This is a genomic window from Candidatus Cryptobacteroides sp., from assembly GCF_056207615.1.
The window spans coordinates 1-20,015 of record NZ_JBAEER010000181.1 but is presented as its reverse complement, the minus strand read 5'-3'; the positions used below and the strand labels follow the sequence as shown (position 1 = coordinate 20,015).

The 20,015-nt window shown below is 52.9% G+C and carries 12 protein-coding genes and 1 pseudogene; 8 read left to right on the top strand and 5 right to left on the bottom strand.

Annotated elements, in window-relative coordinates:
• A pseudogene (locus AC06ND_RS09895) lies at positions 1-938 on the bottom strand (hypothetical protein); the annotation flags it as partial.
• Positions 939-1,143: 205 nt separating this feature from the next.
• Here AC06ND_RS09895 and AC06ND_RS09890 point away from each other — a divergent pair.
• The 5 genes from AC06ND_RS09890 (at position 1,144) to AC06ND_RS09870 (ending at position 10,290) form a co-directional block, all read left to right on the top strand.
• Positions 1,144-1,455, top strand: coding sequence for a hypothetical protein (locus tag AC06ND_RS09890; RefSeq protein ID WP_475678813.1), 312 nt, complete (start codon positions 1,144-1,146; stop codon positions 1,453-1,455).
• 10 nt (positions 1,456-1,465) lie between these two features.
• The gene (locus tag AC06ND_RS09885) at positions 1,466-3,055 is read left to right on the top strand and encodes a carboxylesterase/lipase family protein (RefSeq protein WP_475678812.1); all 1,590 of its coding nucleotides are present in this window, start codon (positions 1,466-1,468) and stop codon (positions 3,053-3,055) included.
• 19 nt (positions 3,056-3,074) lie between these two features.
• Positions 3,075-6,209, top strand: a complete 3,135-nt coding sequence (locus AC06ND_RS09880) for an arabinofuranosidase catalytic domain-containing protein (RefSeq protein WP_475678811.1) — start codon at positions 3,075-3,077, stop codon at positions 6,207-6,209.
• A 22-nt stretch (positions 6,210-6,231) separates the two neighbouring features.
• On the top strand, positions 6,232-7,761 hold the full coding sequence (locus tag AC06ND_RS09875) for a carboxylesterase/lipase family protein (RefSeq protein WP_475678810.1): 1,530 nt from the start codon (positions 6,232-6,234) through the stop codon (positions 7,759-7,761).
• Positions 7,762-7,884: 123 nt separating this feature from the next.
• Positions 7,885-10,290, top strand: a complete 2,406-nt coding sequence (locus tag AC06ND_RS09870) for a glycoside hydrolase family 2 TIM barrel-domain containing protein (RefSeq protein ID WP_475678809.1) — start codon at positions 7,885-7,887, stop codon at positions 10,288-10,290.
• 2 nt (positions 10,291-10,292) lie between these two features.
• Here AC06ND_RS09870 and AC06ND_RS09865 read toward each other — a convergent pair whose 3' ends face one another.
• Together AC06ND_RS09865 and AC06ND_RS09860 are read right to left on the bottom strand one after the other, a co-directional pair.
• The gene (locus AC06ND_RS09865; protein ID WP_475678808.1) at positions 10,293-12,596 is read right to left on the bottom strand and encodes an inorganic phosphate transporter; all 2,304 of its coding nucleotides are present in this window, start codon (positions 12,594-12,596) and stop codon (positions 10,293-10,295) included.
• Between the two features lie 11 nt (positions 12,597-12,607).
• Entirely contained in the window at positions 12,608-12,742 is a 135-nt protein-coding gene (locus AC06ND_RS09860) for a hypothetical protein (protein WP_475678807.1), read from the bottom strand.
• A 162-nt stretch (positions 12,743-12,904) separates the two neighbouring features.
• On the opposite strand from AC06ND_RS09860, the gene AC06ND_RS09855 reads away from it, so the two are divergent.
• Positions 12,905-14,590, top strand: a complete 1,686-nt coding sequence (locus AC06ND_RS09855; RefSeq protein ID WP_475678806.1) for a Na/Pi cotransporter family protein — start codon at positions 12,905-12,907, stop codon at positions 14,588-14,590.
• On the opposite strand, the gene AC06ND_RS09850 is transcribed toward AC06ND_RS09855, so the two are convergent.
• Positions 14,587-15,417, bottom strand: a complete 831-nt coding sequence (locus AC06ND_RS09850; RefSeq protein WP_475678805.1) for a hypothetical protein — start codon at positions 15,415-15,417, stop codon at positions 14,587-14,589. The two genes, AC06ND_RS09855 and AC06ND_RS09850, sit on opposite strands and share 4 nt — an antisense overlap.
• Before the next feature lie 205 nt (positions 15,418-15,622).
• Here AC06ND_RS09850 and AC06ND_RS09845 point away from each other — a divergent pair, with 205 nt between their 5' ends.
• Both AC06ND_RS09845 and AC06ND_RS09840 read left to right on the top strand, forming a co-directional pair.
• On the top strand, positions 15,623-16,309 hold the full coding sequence (locus AC06ND_RS09845; RefSeq protein ID WP_475678804.1) for a response regulator transcription factor: 687 nt from the start codon (positions 15,623-15,625) through the stop codon (positions 16,307-16,309).
• Positions 16,309-17,520 carry a sensor histidine kinase gene (locus AC06ND_RS09840; protein ID WP_475678803.1) on the top strand — a complete coding sequence of 404 codons (1,212 nt, stop codon included), beginning with the start codon at positions 16,309-16,311 and terminating at the stop codon, positions 17,518-17,520. The genes AC06ND_RS09845 and AC06ND_RS09840 overlap by 1 nt, the downstream gene beginning before the upstream one ends.
• 880 nt (positions 17,521-18,400) lie before the next feature.
• Here the strand turns inward: AC06ND_RS09840 and AC06ND_RS09835 are convergent.
• Positions 18,401-19,756, bottom strand: coding sequence for an ATP-binding protein (locus AC06ND_RS09835; protein WP_475678802.1), 1,356 nt, complete (start codon positions 19,754-19,756; stop codon positions 18,401-18,403).
• Between the last annotated feature and the right edge of the window lie 259 nt (positions 19,757-20,015).

Here is a 20,015-nt window from a genome sequence, read left to right as displayed (position 1 = left end):
AACACGTTGTTCTCGTAGCGCCAGTGCTTCATGTCTGAAGATGACATCACGTTCATGCCGGTGGTGAACACATAGTACCTGCCGTCGCAGAAAGCGACCACAGGGTCGTGTGCACCTGGATATTCGTACTCTGCAGGAGGGAAGTTCTTCGACTTCACTGCGCTGCCCTCGTACATTGCGAGGTCGCCGTCACGGAAGATTCCGAGAGCGTTCCTGTCGCTCTTGAGAGCCCAGTCGAGCCACCTGGTAGCGAGCCTGCCGAAGTAGTCGCCGCCGAGAGCCTGGGCATTGTGCTTGCGGTCCACCTGGAGGAGGGCTGCGGAAGTGTTGCTTGAAGTGATTGCGTTGTAATCCTTGAGAGCTGCGCTGTAGACTGAGTTCTTCTCACCTCCGACGAGGTAGAGGACTGATCCGCGGTACTTTGCGAGATCCTCAGCCTTGATGCCCTTGCCGGCACCGAGGGTAGAGTTTGCGAGGACTACAGTCCTGATGGTCCTGCCCTGGAGAAGCTCCGAGAGGACTGCTGACGAAGGTTGTCCGCCGAGTGCGAGGCCGTATCCGCTGATGGTGCCTGCATACTCGCCGTCCTTAGCCCTTGACTGGCTGTTGACCCATGCGATGACGTCGTTCACCGACGCTGCGCTGTTGGCTGCGTCCACAACGACGTAACCCTGAGAAGCGATCTCGTTGAGCATGCTCTCATAGTTGGCGCTGACGCTTGCTCCGTTGACCCAGACCATCACTGGGAGGAAGCCTTCCTCCTTGGCTGCAGCCTTGAGATTCTGTGGCTTGTAGACGGTGTGACCAGGGAGTGATGCAGCCGTCACGACTTCAGCCTTGTAAGGGCCTTTCCCGCCGTTCTCGACGATCTTTCCCTGTGAGTTGAGGGTGAATGCCGCCATCAGGCAGCATGTTGCTAAGATTGATTTTGTTTTCATGATTATGTTGCGGTTATGGTTTGTCCCATTGTCTTAGACAATATTAAACCTATTAAAATAAGGAAGCAAACGCCTCGGCGAAGAAAGTAGGATAGGGGAGTTAATAAGGAGAATATTCCACTTTGATGGTCGGCATTGTGGCTAACTTGCGACATCTGAAAATACGCACGTGAAATAATACTCCTAACCACGAGACACTGAAGATATGAAACGTACATTGACCATCATCGCAGCAGCTCTCCTGACGCTGTGCACGATTTCCGCCGCCCCGAAGGCGCAGAATAAACAGCCTGTCGACTACAGCAAGACCCTGAAGAACTACATCAAGGTGGCAGACAGCATGGGCTACAGCGTCATGCCTATCCTTTTCAACGGCAACGGCCTCAATCCTGACATGCCGTCAGCCAAGATCGCTGCATGGCGCAAGCAGGATCCGAAGGAGCGTGACAACAAGGCTATCCGCCAGTTCGCTTACAATCTCGTGAAGCTGCTCGAAGAAAACTGTGAAATCTTCTAATTATAATTATATGAAATTCAGATTTTGTTCAGGAATCATCGGCATGGCTGCGCTCGCATGCGCATGCACATCCGGTAATGTCAAGGAATCTGCTAATCCCGGTCCGATAACGGCGGGTAAGCACACCCAGGTGGAGACCACCTATGGAACCATAGAGGGCTATCTCGACGATGACCTCTATACATTCAAGGGCATCCAGTATGCCAAGGCTGAGAGGTTCATGCCTCCTCAGAAGCCTGACCACTTCGACGGCGTATGGATGGCGAAGATCTACGGTCCTAAGGCTATGCAGGGCCAGACTTTTGATTATTCTTACAAGCCTACCGACTATGCTTTCGGCAACAACTTCGTGATGGAGCCTATGTCAGAGACCGAGTGCCTTGTGCTCAACGTCTGGACAAAGGGTATAAATGACGGTAAGAAACGTCCTGTCTTCGTATGGATCCACGGTGGTGGATATTCTACCGGTTCAGGTCATGACCTCCCATGCTACGACCAGGGTAACCTCGCAAGGAAGGGTGACATCGTCGGCATTTCCATCAACCATCGTCTCAACGTGCTCGGTTTCACCGACCTTACCGCTCTCGGCGGCAAGTATTCTGAGTCAGTGAACCTCGGTGTCCAGGATATGGTAAAGGCACTCGAGTGGATTCATGACAACATCGAGAAGTTCGGTGGTGATCCTGACTGCGTGACCATCGCAGGCCAGTCTGGTGGCGGCGGAAAGATCGGTACCCTAATGGGAACTCCTTCTGCACAGGGTCTCTTCCACAGAGCTATCATCCAGAGCGGTATGAACACCATCACCATCGGTGACGGCGAGGCTTCAAGCCAGTTCGGTCTCGCGTTCGCACAGGAGCTCGGCGTGAAGCCAGGTCCGGACGCAGACTTCAGCAAGTTCACCTATCAGGAGCTCGTGGATGCTTCCAGGAGGGCAAGCAGCAGGGGAATCCGCGCTGGCCAGGGTCCTGTAAGGGACGGCAAGATCCTTCCTTACCATCCATTCGGTGAGGGCGGTCTCCAGCTCCATGAGAACATTCCACTCATCATCGGTACCAACTTCAACGAGTTCACCTTCGACGTCAGCAACACCCTCACCGAGGAAGAGGCTGAGGTACAGCTCGCTCAGAGAATAGGCGAGGAGAACGTTCCTGCCTTCGTGGAGCAGTTCAAGAAGGTATATCCAGGCTGGGGTCCGGAGGCAATGCTATATATGGACACCATGTTCAGGATCGGTACTCTCGACATGGCTGCAGTGAAGAGCGCACAGGGCAAGGCAAATACCTACCTCTTCCAGTTCATGTGGAAGCCTGAGAACAACGTCCTCGGTGCAAGTCACGGAATGGAACTTCCGTTCATGTCCAACAACATCGCCCTCCAGAGGGAGATGACAGGATCGTCGGAGAGCGCTTACGCACTTGCTGACGTGATGAGCAACTACTGGCTCGCCTTCATCAAGACCGGCGACCCTAACGTGAAGGGTCAGGTAGAGTGGGAGCCTTACGACGCTGAGAAGGGCGCCTGCATGATGCTCGACAACGAGTGCAAGATCCTCTACAACCATGACAAGCCGCTCATGGAGGCACTCAGAAGAAAATAAACCAACCCAAAATAATCTTATGAATAAAAAAGTAATCTTTTCAGCCATCCTTGCATCGGCTGTCGCAGTTCCGGTAGCGATCTTCGCGACCATTGCGAATGCCGGCGAGAACCAGGCTGTACCAGCACGTCCTGAGGGACCGTGCGACGTGTACGCAAAGGCTGGTAATCCTTGCGTTGCTGCGCACAGTTCTACCAGAGCTCTATATGCGTCCTATTCGGGGCCTCTCTATCAGGTGATGCGCGAGTCAGACAGGCAGACTCTCGACATCGGCGTAGTCCAGCCAACCGCAGGTGACCCTGGCGGATATGCTGATGCAGCAGCGCAGGACGAGTTCTGCGCTAACACTACCTGTTGGGTTACATGCATATATGATCAGTCCGGGAAAGAGAATCATCTCTATCAGGCACCTCGCGGAGCGTTCGTCGGATCTACTCTCGGAGGATTCAATACTTTGCCGATCGCTGACATGGCTCCTGTGACCCTTGGTGGCCACAAGGTATATGGCGTATATATCGTCCCAGGTATGGGACTTCGTCAGAACGACACTCACGGCATCGCAGTCGATGATCAGGCAGAGGGCCAGTATTGGGTAATCAACGGTCTCCACTACAACTCAGGCTGCTGCTTCGACTACGGTAACGCCGAGACCGACTCCCGTGACGATGGTGACGGTACCATGGAGACCACATATTATGGAAATCAGCCGCTCTGGTATCATGGAGAAGCTCCAGGCCCATGGATCATGACCGACCAGGAGAACAACCTCGTAGGTTGCGTTAACCCTGATCCTAACGACAAGCTCTGCAAGGGCCTTCCAAGCATCACCTGGCGCTTTGTCACCGCAATGGCTGACGGTGAGCCAATGCATTGGCGCTCAATGGGTGGCGACGCCCAGGGAGGTGAGCTCATCACAATGTTCGACGGCCCACGTATCCAGAACCCTCGTCATAGCTATGATATCATGAGAAAGCAGGGTGCTGTCCTTCTCGGCAACGGTGGTGACAACAACAACTACTCATCTGGTACCTTCTATGAGGGTGCGATGACCGCTCCTGGCACTTTCCCTACCATCGAGACCAACCAGGCCATCCAGGCTAACGTGGTTGCTGCCCGCTACGATGTCCAGAGACTCTACATCGGTGCCATGGACAAGAGCGCTCAGCCTAACCTCCTCCAGACCTTCTCTCCTAACACAGTAGGTTATACTACCGTCAAGTTCGTCAACACCACTGGCGAAACCCTCGATGACCTCACCCTCAGCATCGTGACCCCTAAGGGCTGGAAGGCTGTCGTGAAGGGCTCTAATGAGACCGTCAAGAAGATCGACTATGACGTGCTTCCTGGCCAGTCTGTAGTAGTGAACTTCGCAGTGACTTCAGGCTCCAAGACCTTCAACGGCGACCTCGTGGCCAAGGCTGACTGGTCAGTTGCAGGCAAGAAGTGGAGCGAGACAGCTGTCGAGAAGGTTCGAAACGTCGCGCCTGTACGCATCAACGAGTTCCGCGTCGAGGACGGCGTGAACAGGACCAACTCATTCATCGAGCTCTACAACAGCAGCGACAACACCGTAGACATCTCAGGATGGGAGCTCATTCCACAAGAGGCTACTCTTCCTTATTTCAATACCATCAAGATCAACGCAGACACCAAGCTCGCTCCTAAGGACTACTATCTCCTCGGTCTCTCGACCTCAGGTCTCGCAGTTCCTGCCGCAAAGGGCGACAAGGTTCTCTACGTCCGCAGCACAGAGGGCATGAAGGTCGGTGACGAAATCACCATCGGTACCGGTGCAAAGGCAGAGAAGCGCGTTATCGCGTCTATCAAGAATCCTGATGACAAGAATGCCGTCACTCCTCGCATCTACGGCCGCGTAGTGAACGAGATGGGTCACCCTACCACTATCTGGCAGCCACTCCCTGACGGTCCTGTCGTCAAGGTTCCTGCAGGTTCGAAGAGCGTATCCGTAGAGTCTCTCACCGGCGTCAAGGTCGGCGACAAGCTCGCAATCGGCTACGGTGCCAAGTTCCCTGCACCTACTGCAAACAAGGAGCAGTATGAGGTCGTTACCGTCACCAAGGTCGGCAAGCCAGGCGTTCAGGCATGGCTCGCTTATGACGCTAAGAAGGGTGACAGGAACATCAAGGTTTCTTCAGTCGAGGATATCTCCGTCGGTGACGTCATCCGTCTCGATATCGACAGCGAGGGCCATGGCGTCGAGTATGTCAAGGTCAAGAAGGTAGGTACGGCTTCTTCACAGAGTCCGAGTCGTGGACCTATGAACCTCGAGGATGCTGGAACAGGCCTGACTCTTGAGAAACCGCTCAAGTACAATCACTCTGCTAACATGCCATTCAACTGTGCAGGTACCGGTATCAGCTTCGAGCCTGCTACCAAGTACGACCACTATTCCAACGAACCTGTGCTTGCACTCTGCTACGAGATTGCTCTCACTGAGGGCCTCTCCAACGCTCATGAGATCGAGGATGTTATACTCGACGCGAGCGTAACAACAGCAGGTTATCAGGATGAGGTGGTGCCAGATCAGTATTTCGGTGGCCCTGCACTCGCAAGACTTGGCAATATTACGCTCTACGATGCTGACCACAACGTAGTGGACTGCGTCAACTGGGGTGCAGTCGTCAATCCTATGCTCGCAGAAGGTTATCAGGGTCAGTCTGGTCTTGACGAGTATGGCAATTATGTGCACCTCGAAGTTCCTGACTACACCTCACGCCAGATGTTTGTCGACCCTAACGCTCCTGTCATGAGTCATCCAAATCTCAGTGCGGGACGTTTCCCTGACGGAAGGGACTCTGATGACAATATTCTAGACTTCAGATACCAGACCAGCATCAATCTCCTCAAGGATGCTGCTGAGGGAAGCCAGACAATCGTTGTCACAGCCTCTGATGCGCTCAGAATCGGCCAGATCTTCCATTTGGGTTCCGGGGATGACCTTGAGACTGTCGTGGTAGGTGCCATAGGTGAGACTCGTGAAGAGGTCGTTACCGTATATCTGGGAGAATGGTCAAGGGAAGTGAAGACTGTCTATATGACGCTCACAATAACAGTTCCTTTGAAGAAGGGGCACGCGGCAGGATCGGCCCTCGTTGACAATCTTCCTACTCCAGGTGCACCTAACCAGTTCTGATACCATGCGAATTACTGATACTATGCTTGGGATTGCAGTTGCATGTGTTCTTGTTGCCTGCAGTTCCAGTACAGCTCCCAGCACAGAGCCTAGGTCGATTTCGGCCGGTGAATTCACTCAGGTGACAGTCGACAACGGCACCTATGAGGGTTACCTCGACGGTTCAATCTACAACTTCAAGGGCATCCAGTACGCAAAGGCTGAGCGCTTCATACCTCCTCAGAACCCAGACAAGTTCGAGGGCGTGAGGATGGCCAAGTGCTATGGACCAAAGGCAATGCAGGGTCAGACCTTCAACTGGTCTGAGAAGCAGACAGACTATAATTTCGGCAATAATTTCGTGATGGAGCCTATGTCTGAGACAGATTGCCTTGTGCTCAATGTGTGGACTCCAGGCATCAATGACAACGCCAAGAGGCCGGTGTTCGTGTGGATTCATGGTGGTGGTTATTCATCCGGTTCCGGACATGATCTTCCATGTTATGACGGTATGTCACTTGCCGAGAAGGGCGATATTGTCGTTGTTAACATTAACCACAGGCTGAACGTCCTGGGGTACATGGATCTCAGAGGACTTGGAGGAAAGTATGAGAACTCGGTCAATCTTGGTCAGCAGGATATTGTTAAGGCACTCGAATGGATCAACAGGAACATCGCCAATTTCGGTGGTGACCCATCTAACGTGACCATCGGTGGCCAGTCAGGTGGTGGTGGAAAAGTCTCCACTCTCCTTGCTATGCCTTCAGCTAAGGGACTTGTGCACAAGGCTATCGTTCAGAGCGGATCTACCTTGAGGAATGGTGATGCGAATGCTTCCAAGTCTGCGGGTATCGAGTTCACAAAGGCTCTTGGCGTGACTCCGGATTCTGATGCGGACTTCAGCGGATTCAGTTATGAGGAACTTGTTGTTGCCGCAAAGTCAGTTCGTGCCAGCAGCAGTCCTGTGATGGATGGAGTGATCGTAGCGGAACATCCTTTCGACGGAACAGGTTCGCAGATCAACCATGACGTTCCTATGCTCATCGGTACCAACTTCAACGAGATGGTGTTCGACATTGACTATACTGTCACCAAGGATGAGGCTATCGAGCGGCTCCGACAGTCTCGTGGTGCTCTTGCAGTAGATTTCTATGATGCATTCATGGCAGCATATCCCGGGGCACAGCCAAAGGAGGCAACCTATGTTGACACAAGGTCTCGTGGCAACGCCATCAAGCAGGCTACTGCCAAGTATAACGAGGGTGGCGCTAACGTATACCTCTATCTCTTCACCTGGGCTCCTGATCTCAACGCCCTCGGCGCAAGCCACGGTATGGAGCTTCCGTTCATGTTCAACAACGTGGCTCTCCAGAGGGAGATGACCGGCGGAAACGCAAGGGCTTATGCTCTCCAGGAGAAGGTCAGCGACTTCTGGCTCTCATTCATCAAGACCGGCAAGCCATCTGCTGCAGGTTGTCCGGAGTGGCCATCTTTCACACCTGAGAACGGTGCGACCATGATATTGGATGACGAGTGCGTCGTAAGGAATCATCACGATGATTCTATTCTCTAATGTATTGTTCTGATAAGTAGATGGTCAATCGGAAATCCAATCTCCCGATTGACCATCTTAATTGTTTTTGGAAAGTGTCTCTTGATTGCGGTAAATAATGATTCTGCCTATATTTGCTTCCGTATGAAGAGAATTATCTTGTTTTTGCTCACGGCAGTGGCCGTCCTCAATGCTGCGGAAGCCGCAGCCCAGGTCTCATTCGGAGAAAGCGCCCGCTTCAATGACGGGTGGAAGTTCGTCCAGTCGGAGGTCGACGGGGCGTCTCTCGCGGACTATGACGATTCGCGCTGGTCTTCGGTCAGCTTGCCTCATGACTGGTCGGTATTGGGCGTCCTGTCTCCGGACAACGCTTCCTGCACGGGCTTCCTTCCTGCCGGCATCGGATGGTACAGGAAGCATTTCTCGGGCAGGCAGTTCACCGCCGAGAATGTGTACGTATATTTCGAAGGTGTTTACAACCGCTCATCGGTGTACCTCAACGGACATCTTCTCGGCGTCCGTCCGAGCGGCTACAATTCCTTCATGTACGATATGACCCCTTATCTGGACAGGGACGGCGACAACGTGATTGCGGTGAGGGTGGACCACAGCAGGATAGCTGACTCACGCTGGTATTCCGGATCGGGAATATACCGCGACGTGTGGACCGTGCAGGCAGGAAAGACCCATTTCGCCCAGTGGGGCGTGGGATATGAGACCGTCTCTCTTACCGACAAGCAGGCAGTGCTGAAGGTCGATACTTCTATCGAAGGACTTTCGGGCGTCAGCGCGAGCGTGAACCTTGCCCTGAAGGACGCTGCGGGCGTGGTGGTGGCGAAGGCCAGCGCGAAGGCTGCGGCATCACAGATGATCGATCTCAAGGTCAGGAATCCTCACGGATGGAATCTCGATGATCCATATCTCTATACCCTTGAGGCAAGCATAGTCGCCGGAGGAAAGGTGCTCGACAAGGCAGAGGTCGGTGTCGGAATCAGGACGCTCGAGTTCAGTGCCGACCACGGATTCGCTCTGAACGGACGCAACATAAAGGTCAAGGGCGTGTGCCTGCACCATGACGCAGGCGTTCTCGGAGCAGTGGCACCGGAGAAGTTCATCGAGACCAGGCTCCGCACCCTCAAGAGCATCGGCACCAACGCCGTGAGGACGAGCCATAACCCTCAGGCACCTGTCTTCTATGAGCTCTGCGACAGGCTAGGTCTCCTCGTGATGGACGAGGCCTTCGACGAGTGGGAGTTCAACAAGAAGAAGTGGGTCGAGGGATGGAACGTCGGCAAGCCTTCGATGGAAGGTACTGCGGACTACTTCGAGGAGTGGAGCGAGAGGGACGTCGCAGACATGGTCAGAAGGGACAGGAACCATCCGTCGGTGTTCCTCTGGAGCATAGGCAACGAGGTGGACTATCCTAACGATCCATATTCTCATCCTATTCTCAACGGCGACGGCATTGACTTCACCCAGCCTATGTCCGGCGGTTACAGGCCTGATGCTCCAGATGCGATGAGGATAGGTGCGATCGCGAAGCGACTTGCAGGAGTCGTACGTTCGGTCGATACTTCGCGCCCGGTCACCGGTGCGCTTGCCGGCGTGGTGATGTCCAACCAGACAGGCTACCCGGAGGCCGTTGATGTCGTGGGTTACAACTATACCGAGAGCAGGTATGCGAAGGACCATGAAAGGTATCCGGAGCGCATCATATATGGTTCGGAGAACCGTTCGGATTACGGCGCATGGAAGGCGCTCCGCGACAATGAGTTCATCTTCGGCCAGTTCATCTGGACCGGTGCCGACTACCTCGGAGAATCGAACGAATGGCCGTCGCGAGGCTTCTACAGCGGCCTCCTTGACCTTGCGAACAACATCAAGCCTCGCGGCCACTTCCGTGCTGCGCTCTGGTGCGAGGACCCTGTCTGCTATATCGGAACCTATCCGAAGCCGAAGAGGGCCGTGGGGGACAGCTATGATGCATGGGATACATGGAACTACAGGGAAGGCGAGATGATACGCGTGGTATGCTACACCAATGCGGCTCAGGCGCGTCTTCTTCTCAACGGTAAGGTCGTAGGCCCTATGACGCCATTCGATGACGAGACCGGTATCATCGGCTGGGACGTTCCGTATTCTGCGGGATCGCTCAAGGCCGAGGGCTTCGACAAGGACGGCAACAAGGTCTCCGAATATGAGATCCGCAGCTCGCTCAGGCCTGCTGCCCTCGTGGCTCGAGTAGATGCCGAGGAGGTGAATGCCGGGGAGCTCATCCAGGTGATGGTCGAGATAGTCGACGACAACGGCAATCTTGTGACTCTGGGCGACAACGAGATCACCTGCACCGTCGAAGGACCTGCGCGACTCCTCGGACTCGAGGCAGGCAACAATACTGACATGACCGACTATACCGACAACGTGCATCGTGCGTACAGAGGCCGAATCAAGGCGTACCTCGAGGCCGGAAGGAATCCTGGCAAGATCACGGTCAGCTTCAGCTCACCTCTGATCGAGGGTGCCGAGGTGGAGATCGTCTCCAACAGGTAGACCTATTCCTCGGCTCCGGCGAAGCTGTTCATTCCCCTGATCATGTGTCTGAGGGAATCTATGAGCTGCTGGCTCTCCTGCATGATATGGATAGTCAGGAACAGGGTGTTGAGGTTGGTGCTTCCTTCCTGCATGGTGTCGAGCGCGTTCTTGCGGTCTTCCATTATCCTTGCCAGTACGGCGTCACCGTCTTCCCTGAGACGTTCAGCATCCGTGAAATCTCCGCTCTGGAGCATCTCCAGCGTCCTTCCATAGAGTCTGACGACATCGTCCCTCATAGCCTTGAAGCGCTCGTGGTACGATTCCGGAAGCGGGAGAAAACCGTTTCCTATATGTTCTCGGAGGGGCTCATTGATTCGCTTGAGGCAATAGAGCATCTGCTGGCATGAGTTGATTCCGAGGAAATACCAGGTGTTGCGGCTCATCACCTTCACGGGGTCGTGGCGCTGCATGGTCAGGATTTCCTGCCTGCGCTGTCTCTTGAGGGACTTGCGCTCGTCATCGATGAGGCTGGCGGAGCGTTTCAGCGGCTGGTACTGTTCGTACATGAAGGCATCGGTGTTGGTGACATAGTTGTCGATCACGAAACTCAGTCGTGCTGCGTTTCCGGAACGGATATGCTCGCAGAGCAAGCTCCAGATGACCTTCTTGTCCTCGCTGCGGAGTATCTGCCTGAAGAGTGAGTCTACCTTGTTCTCTGTCTTCTTCTCAGACCTCGAGTTGTTCTTCACGAGGATGAAGATGGCGAGTGCGATAGCGAGAATCATTGCTACATAGCTACCAAGATGCATTATGTTGGTAAGGAGGAAGCAGACTATGAACGCTGCTCCCGCGGTGATGAACCATCCTCCGATGACGCTGATCACGCCGGTGATTCGGAACACGGCCGACTCCCTGCTCCATGCCCTGTCGGCAAGCGAGGAGCCCATGGCGACCATGAAGGTCACGTATGTGGTTGAGAGAGGAAGCTTGAGGCTCGTACCGACTGCGACGAGGAGTCCTGCGACCACGAGGTTGACTGCCGCACGTATGTAGTCGAAGGCTGCACCTGAAGGCAATACCATCTCGTCGCTGTTGAAACGTGAGTCTATCCACCTTACGACGCTCTCCGGTACTATCTTCATCACGATTCCCGCCGAGCGGGTTGAGTTGCGTACGAGAGCTCTCGCGATTGGTGAAGAACCGAACATCTCGTCGCCCTGGTCCTGGCGGCTGAGGTCGACGCTGGTCTTGACTACGTTCTGTGCCTTCTTGGAGAATACCAGCGATGCCACCATGATCGCTCCTGCGAGCACGAGGAAGATCACTGGAGTCTGGGCGCTTCCCATGAGCGATCCCATGAGAAATCCGTCGGGATTGCCGTTGCCGTTGGCCATGTAGTCCTGGTATGAGGCAAGTCCGGTGAGAGGCACTCCGACGAAGTTCACGAGGTCGTTTCCGGCGAATGCCATGGCGAGTGCGAAGGTACCTGCAAGCACGACGTACTTGAGGACAGGGAGCTTGAAGGCGCTCAGCGTCGTCATGATCACGCTGAATACGGCCGTGCAGCCTCCAAGTATGAGCCAGGTGTTCGCATTGATGGCCTCCTTGATCTCTGCGGACATGAATGAACTGCCCTTGAGACCGTTGATCAGCAGGAACCAGACGATACTGGTCATCGCGATTCCCGAGAAGATGCCTATCTTGAGCGAGCTTCCGGCGAGACCTCCCATCTCTCCGTCATAGGCGGTGCTCCTTCCGTTGACACGGTATGTGAAGGTGAATACGAGACGGCTGATCCACATCACAGCAAGTCCGATCACGAATGCTATCGCGACGGAGAGGAAGATACCCATGATCACGCTTATCGCTTTCTCCGTGTTGAGGAGATCTCCGAGCCTGAGGAGCGTTCCGTCGGCTGAGGTGGCTCCGCGGGCTATCTTAAGGATGGCGACGGCAAATGCTCCGCCGAGCAGCTCGAATACCATGCTGACCGTTGTGGAGGTAGGCATTCCGAGGGTGTTGAATACGTCGAGAAGAATGACGTCCGTGACCATCACAGCCAGGAAGATGCATATCACTTCGTAGAAGCTGTAATAGGCGGGTGTAAGGATTCCGTGGCGTGCCACGTCCATCATTCCGTTGCTCATCGATGCTCCGGCGAACACGCCTATGGCAGCGATGATGACTATGGTTCTGTATTTTGCGACCTTGGCTCCGATGGCGGAGTTGAGGAAGTTGACTGCATCGTTGCTGACTCCGACGACGAGGTCGAAAACTGCAAGCACGCAGAGGAAGATGACGATTATTAGAAAGATTGTGTTCATGATGTCGGTCTTTACCTTTGTGAGCAGAGTATGTAGAGTCCTGCGATTGAGAGGACGATGAGGACTACTCGTGTCCACTGATAATACTTCCAGATCTTGCTGGCTCTCTCCTCGTCTGCGGAGATTGAATTCTTTGCGTTATTCATCTTTTTCGATTTTTTGACGGGGCAAATGTCCAGAAAGGATGTTATGGAATCGTTGCAGAGATGTTGCATTCCCGTTACAAGGTGCATTGTAACAAAATCATAACAAGTTTGAAACATCTATGACATAACTTCGCGGCCGTATTTTTTATAAATAGGCTAAATATGGATACTATCATAAACCTTCTTTCTCTGGTGGGATCTCTCGGACTCTTCCTCTTCGGAATGAAGACGATGAGCGAGGGACTCGAGAAATTTGCCGGAGACCGACTTCGCAGCATTCTTGCGGTCATGACGAAGATCCGCTTCATGGGAGTCTTCACCGGAATCCTCGTGACTGCTCTCATCCAGTCATCCTCTGCCACCACGGTGATGGTGGTGTCGTTCGTCAATGCAGGCCTGATGAACCTCGCCCAGGCGATAGGTGTCATCATGGGTGCGAACGTGGGTACCACGATCACGGCATGGATCATATCCGCCATAGGATTCAAGGTCAACATCGCGGCTCTTGCGCTGCCGCTTTTGGCATTCGGCATCCCGTTGATATTCAGCAAGAAGAGCAAGAGGAAGTCTATGGGCGAGTTCATATTCGGCTTCGCGTTCCTGTTCATGGGACTGAGCTTCCTGCAGAAGGCTGCCACTGACCTTGACATCAGCTCACTCGTAGCATCCATGCTCGCCGGCCTTTCAGGCGGAGGCTTCATGACCATCATACTGTTCGTCCTTGTCGGCGCGCTCGTCACCATGGTCGTGCAGGCATCCGCTGCGACGATGGCCATAACGCTGATGCTCTTCGATATGCAGATTCCGGGCTTCGGACTCGAGCAGGCAGCGGCCCTTGCGATGGGTCAGAACATCGGAACGACCATAACCGCCCTGATGGCATCGGCGACCGCCGGAACTCAGGCGCGTCGTGCTGCCTTGGCGCACATGTTCTTCAATGTGTTCGGAGTGGTGGTCGTGCTGATCATTTTCTATCCTTTCTGCAATGCAGTTTCTTGGTTCGTGGACGACGTCATGAAGGCCGGCGGCAACGATCTCTTCAAGCTGTCCATGTTCCATACGGCATTCAATATCTTCAACACAGTGCTGCTCATAGGCTTCGTGAAGCAGATCGAGAAGGTCGTATGCTATGTGCTTCCTATGAAGGCTGAGCCAACGGACAAGGGACTCAAGTATATCTCAGGCGGTCTCTTCTCGACTGCCGAGCTTTCAATGCTCCAGGCGCGTAAGGAGATAGTCCATTTCGCGGAGCGTTGCCACAGGGCCTTCCTCTACCTGCTCTCGATGCACGGGGTCAATGACGAGGAAGAGTTCCAGGGTCTTTTCGCCAAGGTGGAGAAGTATGAGGGAATCACGGACAATATGGAATACGAGATTGCCCACTACCTCCAGAAGGTGAGCGAGGGCAGGCTCTCGGACGATGCCAAGAAGCAAGTCCAGAGGATGTTTCTCGAGGTCGATGATCTCGAGAGCATAGGTGACTGCTGCTTCTCTCTTGCGCGTACGCTCTCCAGGAAGAGAGAGAACTGCAAGGAACATTTCACGCAGGAGCAGCTGTCTCAGATACATGTGATGGAGGGCCTCGTGAGCGAAGCGTTCGTGCTCATGACGGACACTCTTCGTCAGCCGGAAGGAAAGGGCCACGACATCGCCCAGAGCATCAGGATTGAGGAAAGGATCAACTCGATGAGGAATGATATCCGTAACGAGAACCTTCGCAATCTTTCTGAGAGCGCGTACGATCCGAAGCTTGGTGCCTTCTACATAGACTTCGTCAATGGTCTTGAGAAGCTGGGCGACTACATCTTCAATGTCGTCAAATGCAAGGCCAGGCAGACCAGGGTCTAGATATAGCGCTTCTTCTCCTCTCCGATCACGCCTGCGTGGAGCTCGACCAGATGTCTTGCCGGGCTGGACATGATCTTGGGTATGAGGACCTCCTCGACCTGGAAGAAGCCCACTTCTGATTTCATTTCTATTTCTATCTTGATCGGGCAGTCGCTGCCGGGACGGATCCGGACGGATTCGATGGCATTGGCGGAGTACTTGTGGATGTCACCGCTGGTCGGCTTGGTCGGTCTTTCCAGGGGGATGCGTGCCCTTCCCTTGGTCATGTCGCAACCGTCTGCGATGAGTATGAGCCCGGCTTCTATGGAATGGATCGGATGTGTGGTCATGTGACCTAGTATTCCTTCCATCGCCAGAGACTGGATTGCGGTCCTTCGTCTGACGTCCTCAGGAAGGAGCTTGCCGACGATTTCACGTATCAGCGTATATGCGATGATACCGGAATACAGTTCATGGTCCTTCCTGCTGATCGTCATCCCGGCATCGTGCAGGAAGCCTGCGATCGCAACGGCCGACGCGCTGTCTGCGAAGCTCCCGGCGTTCTCGGCTTCCAGGCTGGTCCGGACCCCTGACTCATGAAGCATCCTCAGCATCTTGAGCGCGTTCCTGCAAACCGTCTTCATGTGGACAGGTCCATGGTCATTGAGGCCCAGGCGCGTGATGGAGACGGAGTTCGCATAGTCCTGGATCGCCTTGACCTCGGGACTGTCAATCAGCGTAGTGACGGTCCTCAACGGGAGGTCGTCCTTGTCTGGACAGATATCGACTATCTCGCGGACTGTCTTCAGCAGCTTCTCTTCTATCGTTATCTCTTTGGGTGATTTCAAGGGTTTTTCCATCGTTACTGATATTTATCAGTACGAAGTTCGTTGTACGATGTGTCATGGTCGTTAAGATCCGATTACAATTCCGTTAAATGCGTCACAAGTGTTACAATATTGTTAAAGTTTGGGTGCATTGCCCGGGCAAGGATGAGTATTTTGCGATTTATATGTATTTTCGGCAGATAAATCGTTTAGCTTTCGACCAGATATGGCAAAGAGGATACTAATCGTCGATGACGAACCCGATATATGCAGGATACTGGCCTTCAACCTCGAGATGGAAGGCTATGAGGTTCAGGTTTCCGGAAAACCTATAGTGATAGGGGAGAAGGTGCCAGATCTCATTCTTCTCGATGTGATGATGACGCCCAAGTCGGGCTTCGAGTGGGCCAGGGAACTGAAAGCCAATCGCCATACTGCAGATATTCCTATCATCTTCTGTACGGCGAAGACCATGGAAGAGGATCTTCTAAGAGGCTTCGAACTCGGGAGCGACGACTATATATGCAAGCCGTTCAGGATCAGCGAGGTGAAGGCGAGAGTGAAGGCCGTGCTCAGAAGGTACGGCGACCAGCCTGCGGCAGTCCCTGTGGGCATGACCGAGAACAAGATAGTATTCGAGGGCATAGTGATGGACATGGACAGAAAGGAATGTACCGTGGACGGTGAACTCGTATCCTTCACGAAGCTCGAGTTCGAGGTGCTGGCCCTGCTGCTTTCAAGGCCGGGTCAGGTCCTTTCCAGAGAGAAGATCCTTGAGTCCGTATGGCCAAGCGACACCATCGTGCTTGACAGGACTGTCGATGTGAACATCACCCGCATACGTAAGAAGATCGGTCCTTACGGGAAATGCCTGCGTACGAAGTTCGGCTACGGATACATGTTCGGAAGATGATGTCAGGCAGGAAAATCTCCAATTATGTGTTCCTCATGGCGACCATACTCACGGCCGTCGTCACCCTGTGTCTCGGTATCTATGAGTACAGGAGGGAACATGTGTTCAGGGTGGACATACTCCATTCGCAGCTCCAGCTGAACAACTACCGATATCTTGAAGGGACTTCAGATCCTGGGATTCGAGTTACCGTGACCGATACTCTCGGTAATGTGCTCTATGATTCTGAAGAGAAGGACGTCAGCCGTATGGGCAACCATCTCCAGAGAGAGGAGATTCTGGAGGCTTTGCATGACGGCAGCGGATATGCGATAAAGAGGGCGTCCGTGACCACGGGGGAGAAGTATTTCTATTCTGCATCGCGCTTCGGGGACCGTATCGTGCGATCTTCTGTTCCATATTCGGCGGAACTCACTTCTTCCCTGGAGCGTAACTATACCTTCTTCTATTACACGGCTGGTATACTCGCCCTGATTGCGGTGGCTATGTATTTCCGATATCGCTTCGGACGCAGCGAGCAGGAGAAGCAGCGCATCAAGAGGCAGCTGACGGAGAATGCTGCGCATGAGCTGAAGACGCCGGCAGCGACCATCGAGGGCTATCTGGACACCTTGATTGCAAATCCGTCCATGAGTGACCAGCAGCGTACGGACTTCCTCGAAAGATGCCATGCGCAGAGTCTGAGAATGTGCGCGCTGCTCTCCGACATGAGCACCCTGACACGCCTGGATGAGGCCCATATAACCCGCCCGAAGACACCGATCGACGCGGCGTCAATCCTCCGTCAGATTCAGGAGGAGACAGCGGAAGATTTTGCTGAGCGCGGCATTCAGGTGAGGATGAACATCCCGGAGCATCTTCCGATGAACGGAGACTCGTCGCTCGTGTACTCCATGTTCCGTAACATCTTCAACAACGCTATCGCGTATGCTGCAGGAGCAGGACTCTTTGAGGTGCAGGTCAGCTCGACCTGGAACCGGTATGTGTTCAGGTTCATTGACGACGGAGTAGGGGTTCCAGCGGAGCACCTTCCCCATATTTTCGAGCGTTTCTACCGCATCGACAAGGGACGTTCGCGCCAGCTCGGCGGCACCGGTCTCGGCCTGGCGATAGTCAAGAACATCGCGCTTCAGTACGGCGGCTCGGCGTCTGCTTCCGTCACCCCGGGCGGCGGTCTCACCGTCACGGTCGAGGTTTCTACCGATTTGTAGGCTGTACTCTGTAATTTCTCCCGTATTTTTGCGTCTATTGAGTAAAAGCTTAGAAAATGGAAAGGAACATAAAGATGCTCCTCGGCCATCTGAAGCTGCATATGGGACAGATTCATGAATTGATGACGAGGTAAGGATTCGTTCATGATCATGGACAAGTTCGGCATCGACTACAAGGCCGATCTCTTCGACCGCTACTTTACGATTACCGACCTGATGCGGGCGAAATTGGGGGAATAGGACGGTCGTCACGGCGTGTTGGACTAGAGAACCAGTGTGCATGCATGGCGCTTAAAACGCTTATTGATAATTTGTTACGAAAAATCGGGTAGTCAATTTTTGACTACCCGTTTTATGTTATGGCTTTGATTCTAAGGGAGTTACCTGCCACGCAAAAAGGCAATCTGTGTATCGTCCTGAAAAAAGTTTACCTTGATCTGCCGCGAACTCAAAAAAATGCTTGATTTTTTGAGTTCGCTCCACGATTTCAACGGTTTTCGGCTGTTTCGGCGTCGCGAACTGAAAGATTTACCAGATATTTTGAGTTCGCGACACAATCTTGTTCAAGCGCTGGATGCGAGGCGCCATTCAAGTGAGTTCCTATCCAGTTCTAGGAGTAGCCGTCATGCAAGGGCGGAATGATGGTTTGGGTAACCGGACTTAATGTTGGATGGCAGAGGCAAAAGTCAAGCGCATGCGAGCCGCTCCATCGAGCTCGACGCAGCGCTTGATCTTTAGCCGCCGGAGACCCTACATTCCGGCGGCGTTGCCTGGCGCTATTAGTTGCACTCATCGGTAAGTCATGTCGGCACAATATATTTTGTTTGATCAGTCGCAGAATTTCCACAAAATACGTACATGACGATGTCAGAGATTGGCTTTACTTAGAAGGATTCGAAGGCCGTTCTTTCAGAAATCTTTTCAGCAGAAAAGCAAGGAAATACGGGAATGTATAAAACTTGCCACTCCAGCCGATATTCTTGTAGCCGAACTTGATCCCGAACTTTACATCAGGATACGACTGCCAGTCGATCAGATTGTTCAGTGACGCTGTAGCGCCGTCGTTGGCCTTGACCTCCACCGGAACCAAAGAATCAATGTCACGCACGAAGAAGTCCATTTCAAGGGAAGGGTTGTCGTGCTTGTAGAAATACAGCTGGTCATATCCGGATTTGATAAGCATCTCTCCTACTACGTTCTCATAGATGGCACCTTTGTAGGTCCCAAAGTTCTTGTTGGCACGGAGATCTTCCTGCGCTTCTTCGTCAAGGGATGCGATCAAAAGACCGGTATCGTGGTAATAAATCCTATAATTCGATGCGTCGTAGTTTCCTTTCAGAGGCAGTTCGGCGTTCTGCAGGCAATAAGCAACGTTGATTACTCCTGCCTTATCCAGCCACTCCACGCTGCCGACATATTCTCTTGACCTAGCGTTCTTGGCTACCTTGGTAATTTGGAACTTCTTATTTTCTTTAGCAAGGAATGTCGAGATATGATTGTAGACAGCCAGGATTTTCGCCTTGTCTGTTTTCTCTGCGTACTTGGTAATATCCTCCTCATAATCAAGGAGGAGCTGGCGCTGAATCTTCAGTGTACCTCCGAAATGACCATTAGCGATATATGTCTTTACCACCTCGGGCATTCCTCCAAGTGCCATGTAGTCACGGAAGATATCGGTCATCGTGTCGAGTTCCAACTTCGAAAAAGGAGTCAGCGAGATCATGTGGGCATACAGATCCTCCACCTGCTCGGCAGAATAGCCCTTGGCCCAAAGAAACTCTTCAAAGTCCATCGAATGCATCTCGAAGTCTTCCTTGTATCCGACGGCATTTGATTCGATTTCTTCATAATATATTCCCATTAGTGAGCCAGAGCAGATCACATCATATCTTCTGTCCTGACAGAATGACTTCAATGATGTGGCACAGTCAGGACATTTCTGAAGCTCATCGAAGAAGATGAGTGTCCTGCCTGGAATAAATTCCCATGAAGGCCTGAGAAGTGATATGTTCTTGATAATTGTGTCAACCTCATGACCATTGTCGAATATTGGCCTGAACTCCTTCTGGAGTGCAAAGTTGATTTCAATCACGGAACTGTAATTTGCTCGTCCGAACGCACGGATTGATTCTGTCTTTCCAATCTGTCTTGCTCCTTTGATTATTAGGGGCTTGCGGTCTTCCCTTGCTTTCCAATCAGCAAGAACACTATCTACTTTTCTTTTGAGAAGTGCCATGATTCACATTTTTAGACGTGCAAAGATATCTATTTTTCACATTTTCTGGGCCTGTGTTCGCAATATTTTCACATTTTTAGGATTATGAATCTTCGATCATTTCGCAGTAGAAGGCATATGAAGCTATTAAAAAAGTAGACACAGAGAGGTAGAAAAAAGTTTTGCTTAACTTAGTGCCGTGTTATCGAAGCACTGTCGTAGGTGGTTATCCTCGAATGGACGAGGAGAGCCATTTCCCAGAGCTCCCCGCAGACCATGC

Excerpts from the sequence above, each read along its gene's own strand:
- AC06ND_RS09890 (WP_475678813.1), top strand. The coding sequence starts at position 1,144 with ATGAAACGTACATTGACCATCATCGCAGCAGCTCTCCTGACGCTGTGC.
- AC06ND_RS09885 (WP_475678812.1), top strand. The coding sequence starts at position 1,466 with ATGAAATTCAGATTTTGTTCAGGAATCATCGGCATGGCTGCGCTCGCA.
- AC06ND_RS09880 (WP_475678811.1), top strand. The coding sequence starts at position 3,075 with ATGAATAAAAAAGTAATCTTTTCAGCCATCCTTGCATCGGCTGTCGCA.
- AC06ND_RS09875 (WP_475678810.1), top strand. The coding sequence starts at position 6,232 with ATGCTTGGGATTGCAGTTGCATGTGTTCTTGTTGCCTGCAGTTCCAGT.
- AC06ND_RS09870 (WP_475678809.1), top strand. The coding sequence starts at position 7,885 with ATGAAGAGAATTATCTTGTTTTTGCTCACGGCAGTGGCCGTCCTCAAT.
- AC06ND_RS09865 (WP_475678808.1), bottom strand. The coding sequence starts at position 12,596 with ATGAACACAATCTTTCTAATAATCGTCATCTTCCTCTGCGTGCTTGCA.
- AC06ND_RS09860 (WP_475678807.1), bottom strand. The coding sequence starts at position 12,742 with ATGAATAACGCAAAGAATTCAATCTCCGCAGACGAGGAGAGAGCCAGC.
- AC06ND_RS09855 (WP_475678806.1), top strand. The coding sequence starts at position 12,905 with ATGGATACTATCATAAACCTTCTTTCTCTGGTGGGATCTCTCGGACTC.
- AC06ND_RS09845 (WP_475678804.1), top strand. The coding sequence starts at position 15,623 with ATGGCAAAGAGGATACTAATCGTCGATGACGAACCCGATATATGCAGG.
- AC06ND_RS09840 (WP_475678803.1), top strand. The coding sequence starts at position 16,309 with ATGTCAGGCAGGAAAATCTCCAATTATGTGTTCCTCATGGCGACCATA.
- AC06ND_RS09835 (WP_475678802.1), bottom strand. The coding sequence starts at position 19,756 with ATGGCACTTCTCAAAAGAAAAGTAGATAGTGTTCTTGCTGATTGGAAA.